A 21,947-nucleotide genomic window follows, 5' to 3' on the forward strand; every position below is an offset into this window, starting at 1 on the left:
GAAGCTGTTGGCCTTAACGCCTTACGATGGACCCCGAGCGGCCGACGAGGCGGGCGAGCTGCTTGAAGCGGCCGCCGACGCGGTCGGCGACGAGATCGCCGAGGCGGTGCTCGAACACCAGCATCAGCTTACGGCCCGTGCTGCGGAAATGGGTGGCCGGCAGCACGCCGGGCCGGGCCGCCGAGATCAGATGTGCGACGCGGAACGCGGCGCCCAAGAGCCGGGCGCGCTCGAGATGCGCAGGCGTGAGCAGCTCCTGCATCGTCAGCGGCGGCTGGTTCTCTTCGCTCAAGCCCGCATAACGATAGAACACCGACAGGCCGACGAAGGCGCGGCCTTCATGGCTGACTGCGCCGAAATTGCCGTTGACCACGAGGCTCAGCGTCTGCTCGCCGCGGTGGTCGGGATGGACGCGCCAGCCGATGTCGGAGAGCAGACACGCGGTGTGGCGCAGCCTGCGGTCCTCCTCGGTCTCCCGCAGCTTCACCACGCGCACGAAGCGATCGGTCCATTCCATCAGCTCGCGGGCATGGCGCGCCGAGCGTGACATCAGCTGGTTCAGCTCTTCCGCGGCGCAGATCAATCCGTCCTTGGCGCGTTCGGCTTCCGACAGCTTCTCGTGCAACAGGCCTTCTCGCACGCCGAAGGTCGAGAACACGATCGTCTTCGGCCGTGCGACGCGGATGATGTGTTCGAGCACCAGCGCGGCATAGGCGAGGAGAGGCCGCCGCGCATCGGCGACCAGTTCGATGTCGGCCAGCATGTTGGACGCAGCCAGGCGCCGCAGGCGTCGCGCGAAATCCAGTGCGTCCGCCGCCGGTATCGAATAGCCGTGCATCACCTGGAGCGGATAGCCGCTCTGGATGATGTGGATGCGGGCGAGTGCGCGCCACGTGCCGCCGACGGCATAGAAGGTGCGTCCGCGCCCGGCCTTGAGCTGCTCCACCGCGTCGAGCTCCTCCTGCACGATGTGGTCGGCGCGCTTCAGCGATTTATGCGCGAGATCCTGCAGGGCAAGCCCGCCGAGGGGCAGCGTCACGCCGCTGCGCACGCTGTTGCGGTGGACCTCGACGAGCTCCAGCGAGCCGCCGCCGAGATCGCCGACGATGCCGTCGGGATGATGGATGCCGGAGACGACGCCGAGCGCCGAGAGTCGCGCCTCGCGCGGGCCCGACAGGATCTCGATCTTTACCGCGCAGATGCGCTCGGCCTTGGCGATGAAGTCGGGGCCGTTCGAGGCGTCGCGGCACGCGGCGGTCGCGATCGCAAAGACGCGGCCGACCTGCATGACGCGACAGAGCGCGCGAAATCGCTTCAGAGAGGTCAGCGCCTTGTCGACCGCGTCGGGCGCGAGCAGACCCGTGCTCTGCACCTCGCGGCCGAGACCGCAGAGCGTCTTCTCGTTGAAGATCGGAATGAGGCTCCGCGCCAGTTCCTCGTAGACGACGAGACGCACCGAATTGGAGCCGATATCAATCACCGCGACGCTTGCGCCACGTTTGCGCGGCCGTGTCACGGCAACAATCTCCGATCAGGACTGATGACGTTCGTTCCGGCGCGTGAGACGCCGCGGCGAGGATTCCTTGAGCGACTTTCCACGGCCAGACAGACTCGGATTTGTCATGAAGTAGTTGTGCACGTTGAAGGGCTCCTCGCCCTTCGCGGCCTTCATACGCGTTGACGATCCGTCGGGCAACAATTGCCAGCTCTGCTCATTGTCCTTCAGGTTGGCGACCATGATCTGTTCGAGAACCTGCTGATGTACCGTCGGATTTTGCAGCGGGCACAATACCTCGACACGGCGGTCGAGATTGCGCGGCATCATGTCGGCTGACGAGATATACACAGCCGCTTTCGCGCTCGGCAGGCCCTGGCCCATGCCGAAACAGTAGATACGGCCGTGTTCGAGGAAGCGCCCGATGATCGATTTGACGCGGATGTTCTCCGACAGGCCGGGGATACCCGGCCGCAGGCAGCAGATGCCGCGCACCACGAGCTCGACCTGGACGCCGGCTTGAGATGCCTCGTAGAGCGCGTCGATGATGTCGGGGTCGACCAGGGCATTCATCTTCATCCAGACCGCGCCGGTCCGGCCGTGCCGCGCATGCGCGGTCTCGCCCTGGATGTGCTCGATGATGCGCTTGCGCAGCGTCAGCGGCGACACCGCCATCTTGTCGAGATCGCTCGGCGCGGCATAGCCGGTGATGAAGTTGAACACGCGCGCAGCGTCGCGGCCGATAGTCGGGTCCGACGTGAAGTAGGAGAGGTCGGTGTAGATGCGCGCGGTCACCGGATGGTAGTTGCCTGTGCCGGTGTGAACATAGGTGGTGAGGCTGCCGCCCTCGCGGCGCACGACCATCGAGAGTTTTGCATGCGTCTTGAGTTCGAGGAAGCCGTAGACGACCTGCACGCCGGCGCGCTCGAGGTCGCGCGCCCAGCGGATATTGGCCTCCTCGTCGAAGCGCGCCTTGAGCTCGATCAGCGCGGTGACGGACTTGCCCGCCTCGGCGGCCTCGGCCAACGCACGCACGATCGGCGAGTTGTTGGAGGTGCGGTACAGCGTCTGCTTGATCGCGACGACGTCGGGGTCGCGCGTGGCCTGCTGGAGGAACTGCACGACGACGTCGAAGGATTCGTAGGGATGATGGACGATGAGGTCCTTCTGCCGGATCGCGGCGAAGATATCGCCGCCATGCTCGCGCACGCGCTCGGGATGACGCGGCACGTAAGGGGTGAATTCGAGGTCGGGGCGATCGAGGCGGGTGAGTTGCGACAGCTCGTTCATGGCGAGCACGCCGTCGACCAGGAACACTTCGTCTTCGGCCGCAGAGAGCGCGTGCTGCACGAAGCTGCGCAGTTGTTCAGGCGTCTTGGCGTCGACCTCGAGCCGGATCACCGATCCGCGGCGGCGTCGCTTCAGCGCGGTCTCGAACACGCGCACGAGGTCTTCGGCCTCTTCCTCGATCTCCATTTCGGAGTCGCGGATGATGCGGAAGGCGCCCTGGCCGTGGACGTTGTAGCCGGGGAACAGGCGGTTGATGAACAGGGCCGTCATCTGTTCCAGCGAGATCAATCGCACCACGCCATCCGCGGGCAAGCGGACGAAGCGGTCGATCTTGCCGGGCATGCGGATCAGCGCGTTCATCTGCTTGCCGTCAGCGGCGCGCGTGAGCTGAAGCGCGATGGTGAAGCCCAGGCTCGGAATGAACGGGAAGGGGTGGGCGGGATCGATTGCGAGCGGAGTGAGCAAGGGAAAGACGTTGTGGAGGAAGTGGTCCTCGAGCCAGTTCTTCTCCGCCTTGGTGACGTCCTTGCCGTCGACCAGCACGATGCCGACGTCGGCGAGCGTACCGCGCAGATCGCGCCAGATCGCCTGCTGATCGCTTGCGAGTTGCGAGACGGTGCGGTTGATCAGCGCGAGCTGCTCGGACGGGGTCAGGCCGTCGGGGCTGCGCTCGGGAATGCCCTCGCGGACCTGCGCCTTGATGCCGGCGACGCGGACCATGAAGAACTCATCAAGGTTATTTGCCGAAATCGACAGGAATCGCACCCGCTCCAGCACCGGATGGTGGGGATTGACCGATTCCTCCAGGACCCGGCGGTTGAAATGCAGCCAGGAAAGCTCGCGATTGATGAATCGCTCCGGGCTCGTGGCGATCGCAGGCAGGCCTGTCGATTCCGGTTCTTTTTCTTTGATTTCAACAGCTTGCGCGGAGTCCATGAGAAGTCGATCCATCTTCTTTCGCCTTATCTTGCGACTTATGCGCAAAACCGGCGCAGAGCATGTGTTAGTGCGATGACGTTTCGATGACATTGATGTTCCGCCGCCCGGCGCCGTCAAGCGGCTGCGGCGGACCAAGCCTGGAAGGATCAGGCGTCGCGCAGCAATTCGACGGCAAGCGCCCGGGTCACGGGCCGGCCGAGCCGCAGGGCTTCGCTGTCGAGCAGCTCCACGGCCCGCCGCGCCGCGGCGGAGGAGCGCTCCAGGCGGGTCGCCAGATAGCCGACCACGCTCTCATCGACGTTCAATTGGCGGTCGGCGCAGAACTTGACGATCAGGCCGCGGAAGAGCTGGTCGTCGGGGGGTAGGAGCGACACCACCGGCACGGCGCGCAGGCGCGAGCGGAGGTCGCGCAGCTCGATCTCCAGCGCCGCCGGTACCTCGCGGCCGGTGAGCAGGACGTAGGCCCCGTCCTCGCGCGCGAGGTTCAACAGATGGAAGAGCGCGCGCTCGTCGAGGTCCTTCGATTTCAGGTCCTCAACGACCAGTGCGCCCGTGGCGAGCGCTCCGGGCACGGCGGCCGCGGTCAATGCATTGGCGGTGGTGGAACGGGCGCCGGCCTCTTCAGCCCAGATGGCGGCGAGGTGGCTCTTGCCCGAGCCTTCGGGCCCGGCCAGCCACATGACCCGGTTTGGCCATTCGGGCCAGCCGTTGATCAGGGCGAGACCGGCGGCGTTGGCGGGGCCTTCGAGAAAATTGTCCCGGCTCAGGCTTTCCGCATGCGGAAGCGAAAACGCCAGTTGTCGGGGATGAACGCGGCCTGCCACGCTTGCTTTGCTCCATGCCGGGCGAGCCGGCTTCGTTTGAAGAGATTCGACGTATCGAGCGGGAGTTGGCCTTTTGCGGGACCGCATCCCCCTCATTTGGCCTCGATCGTGCTCATGTGCCGCAGCCACTCGACGAGATAGAGCGACACGGAAGAGAGTGTGAAGACCGTGACGAGGCCCATCAGGATTATATCATAGGGGCCGGGCTTGAAGCCGAAGGCGAGGGAGGCCAGCACCAGCGCCGCATAGGCCACCTGGGCTGCAGTGTTGAGCTTCGACACCTTCGACGGCTTCATCTCGACCGGCTTGTCGAACAGCCAGGAGACGATCACGGCGGCGACGATCATGATGTCGCGCGAGACCACCAGAATCACGATCCAGCGCGGGATGTCGCCCCAGATGCCGAGCGCCAGATAGATCGAGACCAGCAGCGCCTTGTCGGCGAGCGGATCGAGCAGGGCTCCGAGCTCGCTCCTCATGTTGAAGCGCTTGGCCAGGAAGCCGTCGACAGCGTCGCTGATGCCGGCGATCAGGAAGACGGCGAACGCCACCTCCATCTGGCTCGACACAATCGCCCAGACGATGATCGGGACCAGCATGATGCGGCCCAGGGTGATGATGTTTGGAATACTCACGCGGCGCTTCCCGGCACCCGGTGTGACCCCGAATCCGGCCCTTTGGAGGCTGAACCGGTTGATATGTCTACATAGTATAGCCTCAGGCCCCTTGCGAGCCATTGCGCGGCCCTCGAATTCGACGTAACCAGCCGCAAATCCACTGGAAATCCGCATGACCGACCGCAAAAACGGCCTTACCTACGCCGATTCAGGCGTCGACATCGATGCGGGCAATCGCCTGGTCGACCTGATCAAGCCGATGGTGCGCGCCACCGCGCGTGCCGGCGCCGATGCCGAGATCGGCGGTTTCGGCGGCCTGTTCGACCTCAAGGCAGCCGGGTTCAAGGACCCGGTCCTGGTCGCCGCCACCGACGGTGTCGGCACCAAGGTCAAGATCGCCATCGAGACCGGCCTGCATGGCGGGATCGGCATCGACCTCGTTGCCATGAGCGTCAACGACCTCGTGGTGCAGGGCGCCGAGCCGCTGTTCTTTCTCGATTATTTCGCCTGCGGGAAGCTCGATCCCGAGGCTGCCGCGTCGATCGTCGCGGGCGTCGCCGAAGGCTGCCGCGAGTCCGGCTGCGCATTGATCGGCGGCGAAACCGCCGAGATGCCGGGCCTCTACAAGGACGGCGACTATGATCTCGCCGGGTTCGCGGTCGGCGCCGCCGAGCGCGGGACGCTGCTGCCACGAAAGGATATCGCCGCGGGCGATGCCGTGATCGGCCTGGCGTCCTCCGGGGTGCATTCCAACGGTTTCTCGCTGGTGCGCAAGATCGTCGAGCAGTCCGGCTTCGGCTTCGAGGCCCAGGCGCCGTTTGCGCCCGTCATGACGCTCGGGGGCGCGCTGCTCGCGCCGACCCGGCTCTACGTCAAATCCTGCCTGCGCGCGATCCGCGAGACCGGCGCGGTGAAGGGCCTTGCCCACATCACCGGCGGCGGCTTTACCGACAACATTCCGCGCGTGCTGCCAAAGCATCTCGGCGTCGGCATCGATCTCGCGAACCTGCCGGTGCTGCCGGTGTTCAAATGGCTGGCGGCGCAAGGCGGTATCGCCGAGCTCGAAATGCTGCGCACCTTCAACTGCGGCATCGGCATGATCGCGATCGTCGAGCCGGATGCCGCCGACAAGGTGATGCAAGTCTTCACCGACGCCGGCGAGACGGTGGCGCAGCTCGGCACTGTGATCCCGGCCGAGGGCGAGCATCGCGTCGTCTATAACGGCCACCTCGACCTGTCGCTGTAAAACTCATGAAGCGCCGCGTTGCCATCCTGATCTCCGGCCGAGGCTCCAACATGGCGGCGCTGATCAAGGCCGCCGCCGCGCCGGATTTTCCAGCGGAGATTTCGCTCGTCATCTCGAACAAGGCCGACGCGCTGGGCCTGGAGAAGGCGAGGGCGAGCGGCGTGAAGACGCTATTGGTCGAGAGCAAGCCATTCGGCAAGGACCGCGCCGGCTTCGAGGCGGCGCTGCAGGCTACGCTCGACCAGCATGGCATCGAGCTGATTTGTCTGGGCGGCTTCATGCGGCTGTTCACGGCCGAGTTCACGCAAAGCTGGTACGGGCGGATGCTCAACATCCATCCCTCGCTGCTGCCGTCGTTCCCCGGCCTCGACCCGCACGGCCAGGCCTTGCGCGCCGGCGTCAAACTGTCCGGCGCGACGGTGCACTTCGTGATCCCCGCGACCGATGCCGGCCCGATCGTGATGCAGGGCGCGGTTCCAGTCAGTGACAACGACACGCCGGATACGCTGTCCGAGCGCATCCTCGAAGTCGAGCACCGCATCTATCCCGAAGCACTGCGCCTGCTTGCAACCGGCAAGGTCCGGATCGACGGTGACGTCTGCAAGACCGTGGGGAGCGGGGGCTCGGAGAATTTCCTGATCTCGCCGGTGGTGGGCTGAAGCGCCATCCAGGCTTGAGCCACAAATGAAATCCCCCGGGCGGAGCCGGGGGGATTCATGCTTGTCTATGTCGATCGTTGGCAGAAAGTCAGTGAACTCTGAGGTTCTCCGCGGAAGTCTTGCCGCGGTTCTCCACGAGATCGTATTCAACCACCTGATTTTCATTAAGGGTCGTCAGCCCAGCGCGCTCGACCGCGGAGATGTGGACGAACACGTCCTTGTCGCCGCCGTTCGGCTTGATGAAGCCATAGCCCTTTGTCGGGTTGAACCATTTGACGGTGCCTTTTTGCATCGCCAGTCTCCTCCTTTAGACATAAAAAAGACGCGGCCACGTCTTTGCGCGTGCCACGCCACAAACGGGCTTCCGGAAGTCTGTTCGAGTCTTGAGTCTCAATGTCGCGAAACGCACAGTCGAGCGGCCAAATCCGATTGTGCCGGATATTGCAACATGAAAATCGCGCGCTAGCAAGCAGCGTGCAAAATTCAAGTCCCGATCCGAATCGCGGTGGCACAGTTTGCGACCTGTGGCAGCGGTACCACAGCGCGGGTAATCCCCCCGTTCAACGCCGCCCAAGCGATTGACCCTTCACGCCGGTTCAGCGCAAATCGTTCCAGGTGCCGCGATGCGTGTTGCATTTTTGCGTGTCGCCATTTGCTTTGGGAATTGTGTCGTTATGCGCTGCCTATCGCAGCCTTCAGGGACAAGGCGGACGCGCCGGCCGGGCGTTGTCCGGCGGGCCGCGAGCGTCATGGCGGTCGCCTTTGCGTTCTTCCTGATGATCATGGCTGCCCCGGCGCATGCGCAGTCGCCTACACCGACGCCGACCCCCACGGCGACCCCGACGCCCACCCCGACACCTACACCGTCACCAACGCCGACCGCGATGAACTACGGCCAGTCGACGGGCAACACCACGCTCAACCTCGGCTCCAGTTTTCTGGAGCGGCTGGGCAACCAGGCCTCGAACGGCTTCGACCGGACCTTCCGCACCAACCCCGGCGGCGGCGGCGCCGCGGAGGCGGCGGAAGGGCCGCGCTACCGGACCTGGTTCGAGGGCTATGGTATTTCGATGCGGACCGACGCGCAGGGCGACTTCGTCGGCGACAAGCGCAAGACCGTTGGCGGGGTCGCCGGTTTCGGCGCGCGGCTCGCGCCGGGGGTCAATCTCGGCTTCTCCGTCGACCAGAGCCACACCGACATCGATGTGCCCCTGGCGCTGCAATCGGCCTCGCTGGATCTGACCCAGCTCGGCATCAACGGCTCGGTCGACAAGGGGCCCTGGACCTTGGCCTTTGCGCTCGTGCATGGCTTCGGCAATGTCCATTCCAGCCGGGACAGCGGCTTCGGTTTGGCGACCGCGGGCTATCGCGCCACCATCGACGGCGCGCTGACCGAGATCAGCTACTACTGGACCCAGGACCAGACCCGCTTCGTCCCCAAAGGTGCGCTGGAATATGTTCGCGCCACCAGCGCCTCGTTCCAGGAGACGGGCAGCCTCTTTCCCCTGACCGTCGGCTCGTCCGCACTCGCACGCGCGCGCGTGATGCTCGGCGCCGAGGTTGGGCGCTACTTCATCTTCGACCAGAAGATTCTGGATCTGTCCGCCTACGGCAAGTTCGTCGACAATTTCTATCAGGACCTGGGATCGATCCAGGTCAGCCTGGGCAGGCAGAGCCTTGTGGTGCCCGGCATCGGAGAGAGCCGCTACGGCCTCGACGCTGGCGCGTCGGCCTCGCTCAGCCTGACCAACACCGCGCGACTCTACGTCAATTATGACGGCAAGTTCCGCAACGAGTTCACCTCGCAACAGGGCACGGTCGGCTTCGAATACAGATGGTAGCCGCTGCCGATCACCTCGGCGTCGTCGCGACATAGCCCGTCAGGCCAAAGCTCTCTCGAGCCGACGCCATCATCGGCACCAGCGCGTTCGGGTGGATGAACTCATCGCGGAAGCAGGGATAGGCACGCGGATCGAAGATCTTCTTCAGCCACTCGACCACGATCTTGTGCCGCTCGGAGGCGCGGAATTCCTTGTGATAGGTGAGCCAGAGATCGGCGTGGTGACTGACGCCGAGATCGACCGCGACGAGCGGCGCGCCGAGTGCGATCGACACCGTCGGAAGAAAGCCGATGCCGGCGCCGCGTTCCACCGCATAGAGCACGCCGACCGATGAATTGGTCTTGATCCCGACGATGCCCTCGAGCGACTTGAGCCCCAGGATGCGGGCATAGGCGGTGTCGTCGACTTGCGGTGCGCTCTGCTTGATGATCCGGTGGTTCTGCAACTCGGCAAGCGTGCGGGGCACGCCGTGCAGGTTCTCGTAATCCTTCGAGACGAAGGGATAGATGTGCAGCCGGCCAAGCTTGGCCACGATCAGATCTGGATTGGTCGGCGGCTCCAGCTGGATCGCGATATCGGATTCCAGGCGCGCAACATCGGCCTGCTCCATCGCGCAGCGCAGGTCGACGGTGATCTTGCGATAGGTCTTCTGGAAGTCGATCAGCCGCGGCAGGATCCAGAAATTGCCGGGCCCTTCAGTGACTGCGACGCGCACGGTGCCCGTCGCATCGCTCGAACTGCGCGAGGCGCGGCGAAACACATTGAAGGCGTGACGCTCCATCAACGTAACGTCGGAGATCATCGCCGTGCCTTCGTCGCTCAGCGTCAATCCACTCTGGTCGCGCAGAAACAGCTTGCAGCCGATGCTCTCTTCGAGCCGGTCGATCCGGCGCATCAGCGTCGTCGAGGTGAGGCCGAGCTCCTCGGCGGCGTTGCGGAAACTTTTATATTTTGCGCAAGCTAAAAACAGCTTCAAATCGTCCCAGGATGCATCGAGGGACTCATCGCTGCGGTGCTGCGTCATCGCAGCACCCCGGTGCAATAGTTGCTGCATACACCTGTTCCTTACCCGGTAAGCTCCATCATCCTAACGGGATGGGGCGAAACGATAGAGGGGCAAGATGGCTATGGAAAGGGGCTCGTTTGCCGCAAGGCATGAATTTGACGCGCTGCCGCTCAGTCCAGACATCGATGTCCATTGTGCGCAATTTTCCGAAATTGCCGCGCTTGCCGACATGGCGCACCGGTTAGTCCCCGGCGTGCGGATCGGCGAGCAGGAACTCGCGCGCTATTTCACCTTCGATTCCCAATGCCTTCTGACCTTCACCCGTAACGGTGCGCTGGTCGGTGGCATGGCCTTCCTGTTTCTCAATGAGCGCGGCCATGACGCGTTGCTGCTCGACGAGATCTGTCTGACCGAGCCCGACATCCGGCATCTCGCATCCGGCAACGAGGAGGTCTCGGCCACCTACATCTGGGCCATCGCAGCCACCGGCCGCGGCATCGCTGGACTCGGCAAGGCGGCCGCGCATCTGCGGCAGCCGCGGTTACGAAGCGCCGATTGTTTCGCGCAGCCATCGACGGCGGCCGGACGCGACATCATGAAAGCGACGGGTTTCGAGCCTATCGCGAGCTTCCAGCCTGACCTCTGGTGCTACGAGCGGCCATGGAATCGACTGCCTATGCGCAGGCCGGGGGCTAAGATCGAAGCAGGGAGTTTTGCAGATGCACGGCACTAGAATTCCTTTAGCCAAACCCGACTCGCGTGCCATCACGATCCGCATCGCGCGCGATCCCAGCGACCTCATGCTGGTCACGGCCATCCGCTCGGCGGTCTATCTCGCCGAGCAGGACTGTCCTTTCGAGGAAGAGTTCGACGGCAACGATTTGGTCGCCGCGCATTTCATCGGCTTCATCGGCAATGAGCCCGCCGGCTGCCTGCGGGTTCGCTTCTTCGGCGAGTTCGCCAAGGTCGAGCGGCTCGCGGTGCGGCACCAGTACCGGCGCTCGCGCGTGTCGTTCAAGCTCGTGCAGGCGAGCGTCGAATATGTGAAGCGCAAGGGCTTCCGCAAGATTTATGGGCAGGCGCAGGACCGGCTGGTCGACTTCTGGGCCCATTTCGGCGCCAAGCCGCTCGGCCACAATCGCAAGATCACCTTCTCGGATTTTTCCTATACCGAGATGGTGCTCGAGATCGAGCCGGGGCCGGACGCGATCACGCTGGACAGTGATCCTTACGTGATCATCCGCCCCGAGGGCGATTGGGATCGGCCGGGGGTGCTCGATGCCTCAGCTGGACGGGCGGTGACATCGCCGCTGCGTAACCTCTCGATGGCCCGCTGAAATTGGTGCAGCTACGAACAAGAAGATGCCGGACTTCATTCACGACGATCCGCCGATCCTGGTTTGCGCCGATCTGCAGGTCGAATATCTGACCCCCGGGCGTCGCCATGTCATTCTCGACGGCGACGCCACGACCTCGCGCTGCCTGGAGTTGTTGACGCTGTGGCGCGACAATCTCTGGCCGGTGATGCACCTCAAGCGCATTGCGCAGGCCGCCTGGTTCAATCCGGCATCCAAGCTGACCGATTGGATTGTCGAGCTGAAGCCGCGACCGGGCGAGATCACGTTCGAGCATCCGCTGCCGTCGGCCTACAGTTCCGCGCGGTTTGCCGACTACAGCGCGAACATCCGGAACATCCGCTGCGTACTGCTTGGTTTCTCGCTCGACGAGACGATTTTGGCGACAGTGGTCGACGGTTTTCACAGGAGCCATCGCTACCAGGTTGTCACCGACGCCGTCGCCTGCCGCCATCCGGGCCATGGCGATGCAGCCGACTACAAGCAGTCGGTGGTGAACGTGATCAGCAATTTTGCTACACTTCGTCCCAGCGCCGAGCTCATCAGGACCAGCGGCGCCATCGCGGTGTAGACGGGCGCGGTCCGCGACGAGGGTGATTGACGACATTGTCCCGGGGGCAAGAGCTGGAAAGTCTCGTAGGCGATCTGTCGCTCGCCCTTGAAACGGCGCGCCGGCTGGGCCTGTCGACGACCGTCTATCTGCTCTCGATGGCGCTCGTCGAGGTGCGCGAGGCGGCCGAGGCTGCCTCGGATGGCGGCGACGATGACGGAGCCGCCTGAACCCACGCTTTATCCGTTTCCTGCAACGCTGCTGTGCTGCCGACGAATTGACGTTGCAAGTTGAGCCGCGCCGCAATAGCCAAGTGACGATGTCGTCGACAGACGAGCTCCGTTTCGGCGCGCGCCGAAGGCTGAAGGAATGATGTGATGACCATGCTGCCCAATTCGCAAGAAGCCCGGGATGTCGCCTACCAGCTCCATCCCTATACCAACGCGCGCACCCATCAGCAGAATGGCCCGCTGGTGATCGAGCGCGGCGAGGGGCCCTATGTCTTCGACGCCGCGGGCAAGCGCTATTTCGAGGCGATGGCCGGCCTGTGGAGCGTCGGGCTCGGCTTCAACGAGAAGCGGCTGGTCGAGGCCGCGTACCGGCAGATGCAGGCCTTGCCGTTCTATCATACGTTCTCCGCGAAATCGCACGGGCCCTCGATCGATCTCGCCGAGAAGCTCGTCGCGCTCGCGCCGGTGCCGATGAGCAAGGTGTTCTTCACCAACTCCGGCTCGGAGGCGAATGACACGGTGCTGAAGCTGATCGCCTATCGTTCGAACGCCCTCGGACAGCCGCAGCGCAAGAAGGTGATCAGCCGCATGCGCGCCTACCACGGCGTCACGATCGCCTCCGCAAGCCTCACGGGCCTGCCGAACAATCACCGTTCCTTCGATCTTCCGTTGCCGAACATCCTGCACACGGGCTCGCCGCATTTCTACAAGGACGGCCAGGCCGGCGAGAGCGAGGAAGCCTTTGCGACGCGGCGCGCCGAGGAGCTGGAAGCGCTGATCGTGAAGGAAGGTCCGGACACCATCGCGGCCTTCTTCGGCGAGCCGGTGATGGGGGCAGGCGGCGTGATCGTTCCGCCCGCGACCTATTGGGACAAGGTCCAGCAAGTCCTGAAGAAGTATGACATCCTGCTCGTCGCCGACGAGGTCATTTGCGGCTTCGGCCGCACCGGCAAGATGTTCGGTTGCGACACATACAACATCAAGCCCGACGCGATCGTCGTCTCCAAGCAGATCACCTCGAGTTATTTCCCGTTCTCGGCGGTCCTGATGAATGACCGGATGTTCGAGCCGATTGCGGACGAGAGCAACAAGATCGGCGTTCTCGGCCACGGTTTCACGGCAGGCGGTCACCCGGTCGGCGCGGCAGTCGCGCTGGAAAACCTCAAGATCATCGAGGAGCGCGGCCTGGTTGCGCATGCTGCGGAGACGGGAGCCCATCTGCAGGCGCGGCTGCGCGAGCTTTCGAGCCATCCGCTCGTCGGTGAGGTCCGAGGCGTCGGGATGATCGCCGCGATCGAACTCGTGCTCGACAAGCAGCGCAAGACGGCCGCGGCGACGCCGGGCGCAGTCGGCGGCATCGCGGCGCGCATGCTCCAGGAGCGCGGCGTCATCTCGCGCAACATGCTCGAGGCCATCGCCATCTGCCCGCCGCTGATCGTCACCAAGAGCCAGATCGACGAGCTCGTGGGCACCATCGCGGGCGTGCTGGACGACATGAAGACGGAGGCTGCAAAGCTGACGCCGGCCTAGGGGAAGAGCGTCATCGTGAGCGAAGCGCGTTGGTCACGCCTTCGGTGTCGTCCTGGCGAAAGCCAGGACCTCAGACTTGGCAGATTGCCTGTTGCTGCTCCGCCGGCGGTCGGACATCCGCCGCGTGACGCTCCAGTTCTCGAGGTAGCCGATTGAGCACACTTTCCCAGTCCCCGGGGCGATGTTGACGAAACAAGCGAGTAGTCGGGTACCACGGACTATCTTCCCGCTCATAGAACCACCGCCAGTCCAGAATATGCGGCAGCAGAATCCAGGTTGGCTTGCCAAGTGCGCCTGCCAGATGTGCGACCGCTGTATCCACGGTGATTACGAGATCCATTACGCTCGCAGCAGCCACCGTCTCCGCGAAGTTCGTCAGGAGAGGCTCCAAATCAACAACCCTGTCCTTCAGCTGTTCGAGTACCGGACGGTCGCTCGTGCGGACCTCCTTTTGCAGGCTGAAGAGTTGGACGCCGGGAATCAGAAGGTTTGGTAGAAGAGCTTCGGCCGGCAGAGACCGCTTCCGGTCATGCAGATGGCCGGGGTTTCCTGCCCAAACGACCCCGACCTTGAGGCCTGAGTATTTGGCAAGCCTCCGTTGCCAAGCAGAAATTCTTGCCGGCGCAGCCTTGAGATACGGTCGTTCTGCCGGGATCGTCTCGATGCTGGTAGCGAGCTCATAGGCGAGGCTCATTAGCGGCACGTGCAGGTCAAACGGTGGCGCTGGCTCGTCGCGCGAGATCACGGTCACGTCGAGACTGTCTCGTAACAACTCAACCAATTGGGGCTGAACCTGCAGAACGACCGGGCCTCCTGTTGCGGCTGCTGCAGATACGAAGCGAGCAAAGTGCAGGGTGTCGCCAAGTCCTTGCTCGGCATGAATCAACAGGGTCCGGCCGTTGCGACATTCTCCCCTCCAGCGAGGGACATCGAATGCGCCAGGCCTGAACCGCGGAGCTGGGTGAGAATGCCTCCACTCGAACTCTCGAAAGCCCGCTTTGAGATCACCAGCCAAGAGGAGAAGCATCGCGTGATTGTAGTGAAGCATCGGGTCGCCGGGCCTAAGCTCAATTGCGCGACGGGACGTCGCTATCGCCGCCTGGCTCAAGCCTAGATTGCTCAACGCCACGCCCAAATTCGTCGAGACTTCGGGCGAATTCGGATCGATGCTGATCGCTTTTCTGTAGATCTCGACTGCGCCTTCGAAATCGTCTCTCTTGCTGTGAACGATCCCGAGGTTGAGATACGCGCCGACGTTTTGCGGGGAGAGTTCAATTGCCTTTTGGCACGCTGCGCTCGCCTCATCCAGCCGTCCCTGCCGGGTCAACGCGGCCGCCAGGCTGGCTTGGACATCGGATCGGCCAGGCGCCGCCAAGGCGGCAAGTTGGTACATGGAGACCGCTTGATCTGTCCGCTCAAGCCTGAGCAACAGGCTGGCCATAATCAGATAGGCTTCGAGATCATCGGGCTGAATCTCTACCGCATGGCGGCATACCGATAGCGCTTCAGCAAGCTCTCCAACCTGTTCGAGCGCCAATGCGAGATTGCGATGTCCCGGGCCAAATTGAGGAGCAAGGGTGATCAGTTCGCGGTAGGCCTCGATCGCTCTTGCCAACTCGCCCTGATCCATCATGTGATTGCCACGGTTCAGAAGGGCGACCATTGCTTCTGCGCGCGCGGCCTCTCCAGTTTGCCCTTTCATACCTGCCCTTTCCGGTTGGACGGTTTGTTCCGCACCGTGTGTTAAACGGGCGCAAGCCGCGTTTCGGGCAAACGATTATGCTTCGGCGAGCAAATTTGGCTCTGGGGCAGGTGGAGGTTACGGCCGTGGGTAGCGGGTCGCATACCGCCAGTCGCATATCCGCGGCCTGCGGTACCCACCCGAGGTGGGAGCCGTATGTCTCAATTGGGCACGTACGGACCGGTGCGGAGGGCGTCCGGCAATGGGCGTCCCTGCCGCTACCTGGCTTTCGCCATGACGACTTTGCGAGAGTCGCCGGCTCCTACGCCCGGGTGACGCCGACCACGCGGCCCTTGTCGATCGCGAGCGCGAGCTGGCCGTGCTTCAGCTTCAGCGCGGCGTCGCCGAACAGCTCGCGGCGCCAACCGCGCAGCGCGGGCACGTCGGCCTCGTCGTCGGCGGCGATCTCTTCGAGATCGTCGACGGTCGCGATCACCTTGCTCGCCACCGCATGGCGCTCCGCGGTCATCCGCAGCAACACCTTCAGCAGCTCGACGATCGCCGCGCCGTTGGAATTGTTGCGCGGCTTCTCCAGTTTCGGCAGCTTCGAGAGGTCGCGCGCCAGCCCGCGCTCGACCGCGGCGATGATGTCCGCGCCCCACCTGGATTTTTCAAACCCCTTCGGCACCGAGCGTAGATGAGCAAGCTTCTCCACCGTGGTCGGGGCGTGGGTCGCGATGTCGCTGATCGCATCGTCGCGCAGCACGCGGCCACGCGGCACGTCGCGGCTCTGCGCCTCCTGCTCGCGCCAGGCCGCGACCTCCATCAGCACCGCCAGATCCTTCGGCTTGCGCACCCGCGTCTTGAGCCGCTCCCAGGCGCGCTCGGGGTGGAAGTCGTAGGTGCGGGGCGAGGTCAGGATCTCCATCTCGATGGAGACCCATTCGTTGCGCCGGCGCTTCTTCAGGTCGGCGTCGAGCGCGGCGAACACCTCGCGCAGGTGCGTGACGTCAGACACCGCGTAGTGCATCTGCTCCTTCGTCAGCGGCCGGCGCGACCAGTCGGTGAAGCGATGGGTCTTGTCCGGCCGGTGGCCGGTGACCTTCTCGACGAGCTGGTCATAAGCGATGCTGTCGCCATAGCCGAGCACCATGGCCGCGACCTGGGTGTCGAACACCGGATGCGGGATGATGTTGGCCTGGTGCCAGATGATCTCGATGTCCTGGCGGGCGGCGTGGAAGACCTTCAGGACCTTCTCGTTGCCCATCAGCTCGAAGAAGGGTTTGAGGTCGATGCCCTCGGCGAGGGCATCGATGACCACGGCCTCCTTCGGGCTCGCCATCTGCACCACGCACAGGAGCGGGTAGTAGGTGGTCTCGCGCAGGAACTCGGTATCGACGGTAATGACGGGGTGCTCGGCCAGACGGCTGCAGGCAGCGGCAAGGTCAGCGGTGGTGGTAATCAGATCCATGAACGGCCCATGACACGTACATCAGCCGTTCTGCCGAAAGTGCTGTGATGTCAAGGGGGTTGGAACGAATTCGAAGGTTGATTTCGACCGGAATCGCCCCTCCCGGCCGCGGACGGGCCAATCCGTTAGGTCGCGGACGCGGAAATCCTACTCGTACCGGATCCGCCGCGACGGCTTCCGCCCGCAGGGCAGCGCCACCACGACCACGCACATGGCGAGCATCGCCAGTCCCAGAAACTCGAAAACCAAGAGATCCACGGCCAAACTCCCCGAAAGATCGCTAGACTTGTCGGGGGTGAATTGACGGTCTGTTAATTGTCGTGGTTACCGGCGGACGCGTGGGCGGGATGGTGGACGGTGGGTTAACGCAGGGGCCGCACAGCCTGACTCGCCACCGAAAAAGCCCCGGACGATGCCGGGGCTTTGATGTTCGAGATGCAGATCGGATCAGTACTTGGCGACCACCGCGCCATCCGAGTTGAAGCGGTAGACCAGCGAGGTGCTGATGGTCTGGACCCAGGGCTTGAAGGTAAGCGCGCTGCCGCCCGGTCGGCCAAATACATCGGTAGTGGGCAAGCTGATGCGATCGTAGAATGCCGAGCGATACTCGGTCTTCATGAACCAGGCGGGGGCAGCGATACCGAAAAGGTTGAGACTGTTCTCCACGCCGCCTCCGACGAACCAGCCGTCACGATGAAACGAAGGCGTGGTGTGGTAGGGCGTGCCGTCGTCGAAGGCGGATAGAGTGGTCCCGGACCACTGCGAGCCCGAGTAACCCGCGTTGACGTAGGACAGTACGTTCGGCGCGACCAGATAACCCAGACGAGCGCCCGCTGCGTAGCTGGTGCGCAGCTTTTCGCGACCTTCCGCGAAAACGATGGTTTCGCTCAACGAACCCCGGATATCGCCGAACTGACCGTCGCCAAAGATACCGGCCACCCAGTTGGAGCTGAACTGCCAATCATAGCCGGCGCCGACCGTACCAAACCAACCGCTGCCGCCCAGTCGCTGGTCGCGCGCTAGCACGGTGCCGGCCGGTCCAAGGCCGCCGGTCGAGGTGGCGACGATGTTGCTGTCAGCATTCCACAGGCCGCCGCCAGCGCCGCCGAAGCCATAGAAGCCGGTCCAGCTCGGCCCGACAACGGCCGCCGGCGCTTTCACATAGGGCCGGGCTGCGAGGTCGGTTGCCGCAACGATCGGGCCGCCCGAGTTGAAGCGGTAGACCAGCGAAGTGCTGATGGTCTGCACCCACGGCTTGAAGGTGACGGCGGTGCCCGTCAGCAGGCCGTTATCGGTCCTGGTCTCAGGCAAAGCGATGCGGTTGTAGTAGGCCGAGCGGTACTCGGTCCTCATGAACCAGCCGGGGGCGTTGATGCCGAAGATATTGAGGTTGTTCTCGACGCCACCACCGACAAACCAGCCGTCACGCCGAAACGACGAGGTCGCCGTAGTGACAGAAGGTACGGGCACTGCGTACAACGTGCTCAGGGTGGCTCCCGACCAATCCGAGCCAGAGTAGCCCCCATTGACATAGGACAGCACATTCGGCGCAACCAGATAACCAAGGCGCGCGCCGGCCGCGTAGCTGGTGCGCAATTTTTCACGGCCCTCCAGGGCGAAGTAAGCGTCGGACAGCGAACCGCGGATGTCGCCGAATTGGCCGTCGCCAAAGATGCCGACCACCCAGTTGCTGGATTGCCAATCGTAACCGGCACCGACAGTACCAAACCAACCGCTTCCGCCGAGGCGCTGATCACGCGTGAGCGTGGTCCCAGCCGGAAATCCGCCAAATCCAGCTCCTACCGCCACCTCATTGCTGTCGGCGTTCCACAGACCACCGCCGCCGCCACCGAACACGTAGAAGCCGGTCCAGCTCGGCGCGGCGATTGGCGCCGGCGCTTTCACATAGGGCATGGCCGCGAGGTCGGCCGCCGAGGCCGCCCCGGTCATTGCCGTGACCGTGCCCAGCGCGAACAGAAGTTTTTTCATTTCAATCCCCAACCCAATCTGTTTGGCATGACCCGATTCAGATGCCCCTCGTATGGTCTTGCCGAAGCGCGCGCAGGATGAACAGGCCGAACGACGAGCTGTCGCCAAATCGGAAAAATCAGGAAGTGAAACAGGAAGGTTTGGGAAAGGGAGGCCTGCCTGTCCACCGATCACGCGTAAGCCCCTCGGGCGTCATCCCGGTCACCACTGGTACCGAACGACTCCCTTACCCGCATAGGACCGGGTCACGTTCGAGAACTCGCCCTCGAACGTCGCGGCGGCAACCCAGCCGTTCAGCCACTTCTTTTCCGCCGCGGCCGTGACCAGCGCAGCATCCGTGGCCTGTGCGGCGCCGTTCACGACGAAGCTTGCGCCGGGCAGTGCCTGGAACGTTGCGGCGATCGAGCGGTCCGGGTTGAAGTCGTGGGCCCAGGCGAAGCGGCCGCGCAATGTGAGGACGCCGTCCTGCGCGGCGAACGACTTGTCCGTGCGCACGCCGAGCTCGCTGCGGGCGTCCGTGACGCTCTTCGCCGCGTAGGTGAGGGCGGAGGTGCCAGTGCCGACCAGGACCGTTTCGGCGTAGCCGGGCAGGTCGAACATCGTGACCTGAGCCGCGGCATAGGGGGTGATGCCGATGCCGCCCGTCCATGGGGCGATGACGCGATAGCCGCCTTCCACGCGCCCCGAATAGGCATTGGCTTGGAAATTGGCACGCAGGCGATCGATGCCCGCGACGGTGACGGTGCGATCGGTGGTGACGTCCTGCCAGCCATAGGCGAGCGCGGCCGTGACATAGGCTGGCCCCTTGGTGTGACGCACATAGGCGCCGGCCTGGAACAGATCCGAGCGGCCGTAGCCAGAGCCGGTGACGCTGAAGTTGGTGCTGCCGCCGGCGAGCGCAAAACCAGCGTACGTGTTCGGCGAGAACAGATAGTCCGCGCCGACCGCGCCACCGAAGATGCGGCTGGTCGTGTCGTTGGAGCCGATGGTCGCATTGCCGTTCGTCGACTGCGAGCCGCCGAACGCCGAGGTCCAAACGCTCCAGCGCTGCTCGAACAGAGCGCGCCGCGACGGATCCATGGCCATGGCAAACGCGTCGCCGGTGCGCCGCTGCGCGGTATCGTGCTTCTCATCGGCAAATCCGGTGGCGCCGGACGCCGTGGCTACGCCGGCATCGCCTCGCGAAACCGGATCGGTCAGGAGACCCAGGAACAGACCCATCGCGTTGAAAGTCGCCCGCTGCGAGCCGGTCGCGACCTCACCGGACAGCTGCGTCAGCCCGGCCGGCGTCAAGCCGCCGAATGCGATCGGCACGCTGCCGCCCGCGTTGAAGAAGTTGGTGATGGACGTGGCGACGTTCTGCTGGTTGACGTTCAGCCCGGAGGGCAGCGCGAGGCCGGGCGTCAGATTGAGGGTCAGATTGAGATAGGCGTTGTTGGCGTCTTGGCTCAGGCTGCTGGTAAAGCCCGACGGCAGGTTCGTGTTGACCAATGTCCCGAAGGTGCCGCTGATGCCACCGGTCGCGTGGACGATGGTGTACTGTTTCGTGATGTAGGTACCAGGGGCGAAAACCGCGTTCACGGTTGCGCCCCCGAGAGTCGCGGTGCCCGTGACATCGGTGCTAGTCGCACTCGCGGGCGAGACCTGGACCAGATAGGTCGCGGCACTGTTCATCACGAGGCTGCCCTGGATGTTCAGGGTGCCCGTGCCGTTGAAACCGGGTGCAAGGATGCCGCCATGGACATCGACAGAACTGCCGATCGTGCCGGTACCGGCGAGCGTACCATTGGGTGCCACATAGAAGCTTGTGGCATTGGCGATCGAACCGGTGACCGCCAGCGTGCCGCCGATGACCCAGACTCTGCCCGTGAAACCGCTGCTGTCGGCGGTCAGTTGCGTGACGCCGGCGAACTGGCTGATGTCGCCGTTACCAGCGAATTGGGAAGAGAATACGTAGTTCGACGAGGTGTGATTGAAGTCGACCCCGCCCAACGGGTTGGCTCCCGTCGAAAACTGGATCAGCGACGCATTCAAGGTGCCCGGCGCAGCGGCTGCCTGCCATGTGCCCGCTCCGATGTAGAGTACCCCGACGGCGCCGCCGAACCCGAGATTGACGACATCGGACGTCACCGTCACCGAACCGCCATTGCCGATCGCCACGTAATTGAGGCCGTTGACGCCGCCGCCATAGCCGATTGTGAGCGAACCTGTGGTCAAGGACGATCCCGCGCCGCTGACGGTCAATCCACCAACACCCCCGGACTGGAAACCGAGAACGGTGTTACTAGCCGTCACCGTGGCGCCATTGCTGATCGAGAGGCTGCCTTGAGCTTGATCGCCGATGATGAAGTTTCCGGGTATGCTCCAGCTTGAGCTGGCGCCATCGACACTTGCCGTCCCGTTCGCGATACCGCCCACGACGGCGCCAATGAAGCCGTTGTTCGTAACCTGGCCGCCATTTGCGATCGTCAGGCTGCCCGTGCCTGTGTTTCCGACGACCATTCCGCCCGATGTCGTGAACGAGGAGCCGGCGCCGCTCACGGTCAGGCTGCCGCTTGAGTTGCTCCCGAGATCGCCGAGATAGGCGTTTGCCGCGCTGACGCTGCCGCCCGAGAGAACCTGGAGCGTGCCGCTGCCGAGGCGACCGATCGAGAGATCACCGGTGTTGGTCCATGTCGAACCGCTGCCGGTGACCGTGACAATGCCCGTGCTGCCGGCCTGGAAGCCGAGCGCGGCATTGCTATCGGTCAAGGTGCCGCCATTGCTGATGGTGAGTTGACCGGTGGCTGCGGCACCGACGTACGTCGACAATGCATTTGCCGCGCCTCCATTGATGGCGGTCGCATTGGGGGAGATCTGGTCGATCGTCACGGTGTCGCTAGCGTTCGGCAGCCCGGTTGGATTCCAGTTGCTGGTGAGGAACCAGTCCGAGGAAAAGGCTCCGGTCCAGACCGGAGTTCCGGCCTCAGCCGGTTGCGCTGAAATCAAGGCGGTCAGCGCCGTCGACGCCAGCAGCAGCGAATGAGCGCGCGAGCGCTTCGTTGACAGCGGTCGTGGTGATCCCAGGATGAAGCGGGAGAAGGGATGGGCTGGCTTTCGCGCGCGTCCTGTCGAGATCATCTGCAATTCCGTCATTCATTCCGCAGGCACGACTGCGGCCTGTCTCATGTCTGTTTGACGGAAGGCGAGCAGAAAGGACAGATCGAGCAACGAATTGCCGCGAA

General features: G+C 63.9%; 18 protein-coding genes. 8 read left to right on the top strand and 10 right to left on the bottom strand.

The features are described from left to right. Positions 1-13: 13 nt before the first annotated feature. The 4 genes from ppx to YUU_RS0119240 form a co-directional block, all read right to left on the bottom strand. Positions 14-1,516, bottom strand: coding sequence for an exopolyphosphatase (ppx, locus tag YUU_RS0119225; RefSeq protein WP_027523871.1), 1,503 nt, complete (start codon positions 1,514-1,516; stop codon positions 14-16). Positions 1,517-1,531: 15 nt separating this feature from the next. Next, entirely contained in the window at positions 1,532-3,721 is a 2,190-nt protein-coding gene (locus tag YUU_RS0119230) for an RNA degradosome polyphosphate kinase (protein WP_027523872.1), read from the bottom strand. Positions 3,722-3,870: 149 nt separating this feature from the next. Next, the gene (locus YUU_RS0119235; protein WP_027523873.1) at positions 3,871-4,548 is read right to left on the bottom strand and encodes a DnaA ATPase domain-containing protein; all 678 of its coding nucleotides are present in this window, start codon (positions 4,546-4,548) and stop codon (positions 3,871-3,873) included. A 92-nt stretch (positions 4,549-4,640) separates the two neighbouring features. Further along, complete coding sequence (locus YUU_RS0119240) at positions 4,641-5,183, bottom strand: CDP-alcohol phosphatidyltransferase family protein (RefSeq protein ID WP_027523874.1); 543 nt, start codon at positions 5,181-5,183, stop codon at positions 4,641-4,643. Between the two features lie 154 nt (positions 5,184-5,337). Here YUU_RS0119240 and purM point away from each other — a divergent pair, with 154 nt between their 5' ends. Then, positions 5,338-6,411, top strand: coding sequence for a phosphoribosylformylglycinamidine cyclo-ligase (purM, locus tag YUU_RS0119245; RefSeq protein WP_027523875.1), 1,074 nt, complete (start codon positions 5,338-5,340; stop codon positions 6,409-6,411). Positions 6,412-6,416: 5 nt separating this feature from the next. Further along, a complete protein-coding gene (gene purN, locus YUU_RS0119250) occupies positions 6,417-7,070 on the top strand; it encodes a phosphoribosylglycinamide formyltransferase (RefSeq protein WP_027523876.1) in 654 nt (217 codons plus the stop codon). 88 nt (positions 7,071-7,158) lie between these two features. Here the strand turns inward: purN and YUU_RS0119255 are convergent, their stop codons facing one another. Next, positions 7,159-7,362 carry a cold-shock protein gene (locus YUU_RS0119255; RefSeq protein ID WP_027523877.1) on the bottom strand — a complete coding sequence of 68 codons (204 nt, stop codon included), beginning with the start codon at positions 7,360-7,362 and terminating at the stop codon, positions 7,159-7,161. A gap of 382 nt (positions 7,363-7,744) precedes the next feature. Between YUU_RS0119255 and YUU_RS0119260 the strand changes: the two genes are divergently transcribed. Continuing rightward, on the top strand, positions 7,745-8,911 hold the full coding sequence (locus tag YUU_RS0119260; RefSeq protein ID WP_027523878.1) for an autotransporter outer membrane beta-barrel domain-containing protein: 1,167 nt from the start codon (positions 7,745-7,747) through the stop codon (positions 8,909-8,911). A gap of 10 nt (positions 8,912-8,921) precedes the next feature. Here YUU_RS0119260 and YUU_RS0119265 read toward each other — a convergent pair whose 3' ends face one another. Continuing rightward, positions 8,922-9,965, bottom strand: coding sequence for a LysR family transcriptional regulator (locus YUU_RS0119265; protein WP_027523879.1), 1,044 nt, complete (start codon positions 9,963-9,965; stop codon positions 8,922-8,924). A 67-nt stretch (positions 9,966-10,032) separates the two neighbouring features. Here YUU_RS0119265 and YUU_RS0119270 point away from each other — a divergent pair, with 67 nt between their 5' ends. The 5 genes from YUU_RS0119270 to YUU_RS0119290 all read left to right on the top strand — a co-directional run bounded on the left by YUU_RS0119270 (position 10,033) and on the right by YUU_RS0119290 (position 13,582). Then, positions 10,033-10,650: a hypothetical protein gene (locus tag YUU_RS0119270; protein WP_027523880.1), complete on the top strand. Its 618-nt coding sequence runs from the start codon at positions 10,033-10,035 to the stop codon at positions 10,648-10,650. Beyond that, positions 10,637-11,254, top strand: coding sequence for a GNAT family N-acetyltransferase (locus YUU_RS0119275; RefSeq protein WP_027523881.1), 618 nt, complete (start codon positions 10,637-10,639; stop codon positions 11,252-11,254). Before YUU_RS0119270 ends, YUU_RS0119275 begins: the two co-directional genes overlap by 14 nt. 25 nt (positions 11,255-11,279) lie before the next feature. Beyond that, the gene (locus YUU_RS0119280; RefSeq protein ID WP_027523882.1) at positions 11,280-11,843 is read left to right on the top strand and encodes a cysteine hydrolase family protein; all 564 of its coding nucleotides are present in this window, start codon (positions 11,280-11,282) and stop codon (positions 11,841-11,843) included. A 26-nt stretch (positions 11,844-11,869) separates the two neighbouring features. Then, complete coding sequence (locus YUU_RS58745) at positions 11,870-12,052, top strand: hypothetical protein (RefSeq protein WP_156944386.1); 183 nt, start codon at positions 11,870-11,872, stop codon at positions 12,050-12,052. A 147-nt stretch (positions 12,053-12,199) separates the two neighbouring features. Then, a complete protein-coding gene (locus tag YUU_RS0119290; protein WP_027523883.1) occupies positions 12,200-13,582 on the top strand; it encodes an aspartate aminotransferase family protein in 1,383 nt (460 codons plus the stop codon). Positions 13,583-13,652: 70 nt separating this feature from the next. Here the strand turns inward: YUU_RS0119290 and YUU_RS51135 are convergent, their stop codons facing one another. From YUU_RS51135 to YUU_RS0119315, 4 genes are all read right to left on the bottom strand, one after another. After that, positions 13,653-15,284, bottom strand: a complete 1,632-nt coding sequence (locus YUU_RS51135) for a tetratricopeptide repeat protein (RefSeq protein WP_084801480.1) — start codon at positions 15,282-15,284, stop codon at positions 13,653-13,655. A gap of 301 nt (positions 15,285-15,585) precedes the next feature. Continuing rightward, the gene (gene rnd, locus YUU_RS0119300; RefSeq protein WP_027523884.1) at positions 15,586-16,734 is read right to left on the bottom strand and encodes a ribonuclease D; all 1,149 of its coding nucleotides are present in this window, start codon (positions 16,732-16,734) and stop codon (positions 15,586-15,588) included. 447 nt (positions 16,735-17,181) lie between these two features. Further along, positions 17,182-18,897 (bottom strand): outer membrane protein, encoded by a 1,716-nt coding sequence (locus YUU_RS0119310; protein ID WP_245288041.1) that lies wholly within the window; start codon positions 18,895-18,897, stop codon positions 17,182-17,184. Between the two features lie 27 nt (positions 18,898-18,924). Then, positions 18,925-21,843, bottom strand: coding sequence for an autotransporter domain-containing protein (locus YUU_RS0119315; protein WP_198031778.1), 2,919 nt, complete (start codon positions 21,841-21,843; stop codon positions 18,925-18,927). Between the last annotated feature and the right edge of the window lie 104 nt (positions 21,844-21,947).

Origin of the sequence: Bradyrhizobium sp. Ec3.3, from assembly GCF_000472925.1 — a bacterium.
GTDB lineage: Bacteria > Pseudomonadota > Alphaproteobacteria > Rhizobiales > Xanthobacteraceae > Bradyrhizobium.

Bases quoted from the DNA above. Each gene is read 5' to 3' on its own strand.
- YUU_RS0119230 (WP_027523872.1), bottom strand. From the start codon at position 3,721: ATGGACTCCGCGCAAGCTGTTGAAATCAAAGAAAAAGAACCGGAATCG.
- purM (WP_027523875.1), top strand. From the start codon at position 5,338: ATGACCGACCGCAAAAACGGCCTTACCTACGCCGATTCAGGCGTCGAC.
- purN (WP_027523876.1), top strand. From the start codon at position 6,417: ATGAAGCGCCGCGTTGCCATCCTGATCTCCGGCCGAGGCTCCAACATG.
- YUU_RS0119255 (WP_027523877.1), bottom strand. From the start codon at position 7,362: ATGCAAAAAGGCACCGTCAAATGGTTCAACCCGACAAAGGGCTATGGC.
- YUU_RS0119260 (WP_027523878.1), top strand. From the start codon at position 7,745: ATGCGCTGCCTATCGCAGCCTTCAGGGACAAGGCGGACGCGCCGGCCG.
- YUU_RS0119265 (WP_027523879.1), bottom strand. From the start codon at position 9,965: ATGCAGCAACTATTGCACCGGGGTGCTGCGATGACGCAGCACCGCAGC.
- YUU_RS0119270 (WP_027523880.1), top strand. From the start codon at position 10,033: ATGGCTATGGAAAGGGGCTCGTTTGCCGCAAGGCATGAATTTGACGCG.
- YUU_RS0119275 (WP_027523881.1), top strand. From the start codon at position 10,637: ATGCACGGCACTAGAATTCCTTTAGCCAAACCCGACTCGCGTGCCATC.
- YUU_RS0119280 (WP_027523882.1), top strand. From the start codon at position 11,280: ATGCCGGACTTCATTCACGACGATCCGCCGATCCTGGTTTGCGCCGAT.
- YUU_RS0119290 (WP_027523883.1), top strand. From the start codon at position 12,200: ATGACCATGCTGCCCAATTCGCAAGAAGCCCGGGATGTCGCCTACCAG.
- YUU_RS51135 (WP_084801480.1), bottom strand. From the start codon at position 15,284: ATGAAAGGGCAAACTGGAGAGGCCGCGCGCGCAGAAGCAATGGTCGCC.
- rnd (WP_027523884.1), bottom strand. From the start codon at position 16,734: ATGGATCTGATTACCACCACCGCTGACCTTGCCGCTGCCTGCAGCCGT.
- YUU_RS0119315 (WP_198031778.1), bottom strand. From the start codon at position 21,843: ATGATCTCGACAGGACGCGCGCGAAAGCCAGCCCATCCCTTCTCCCGC.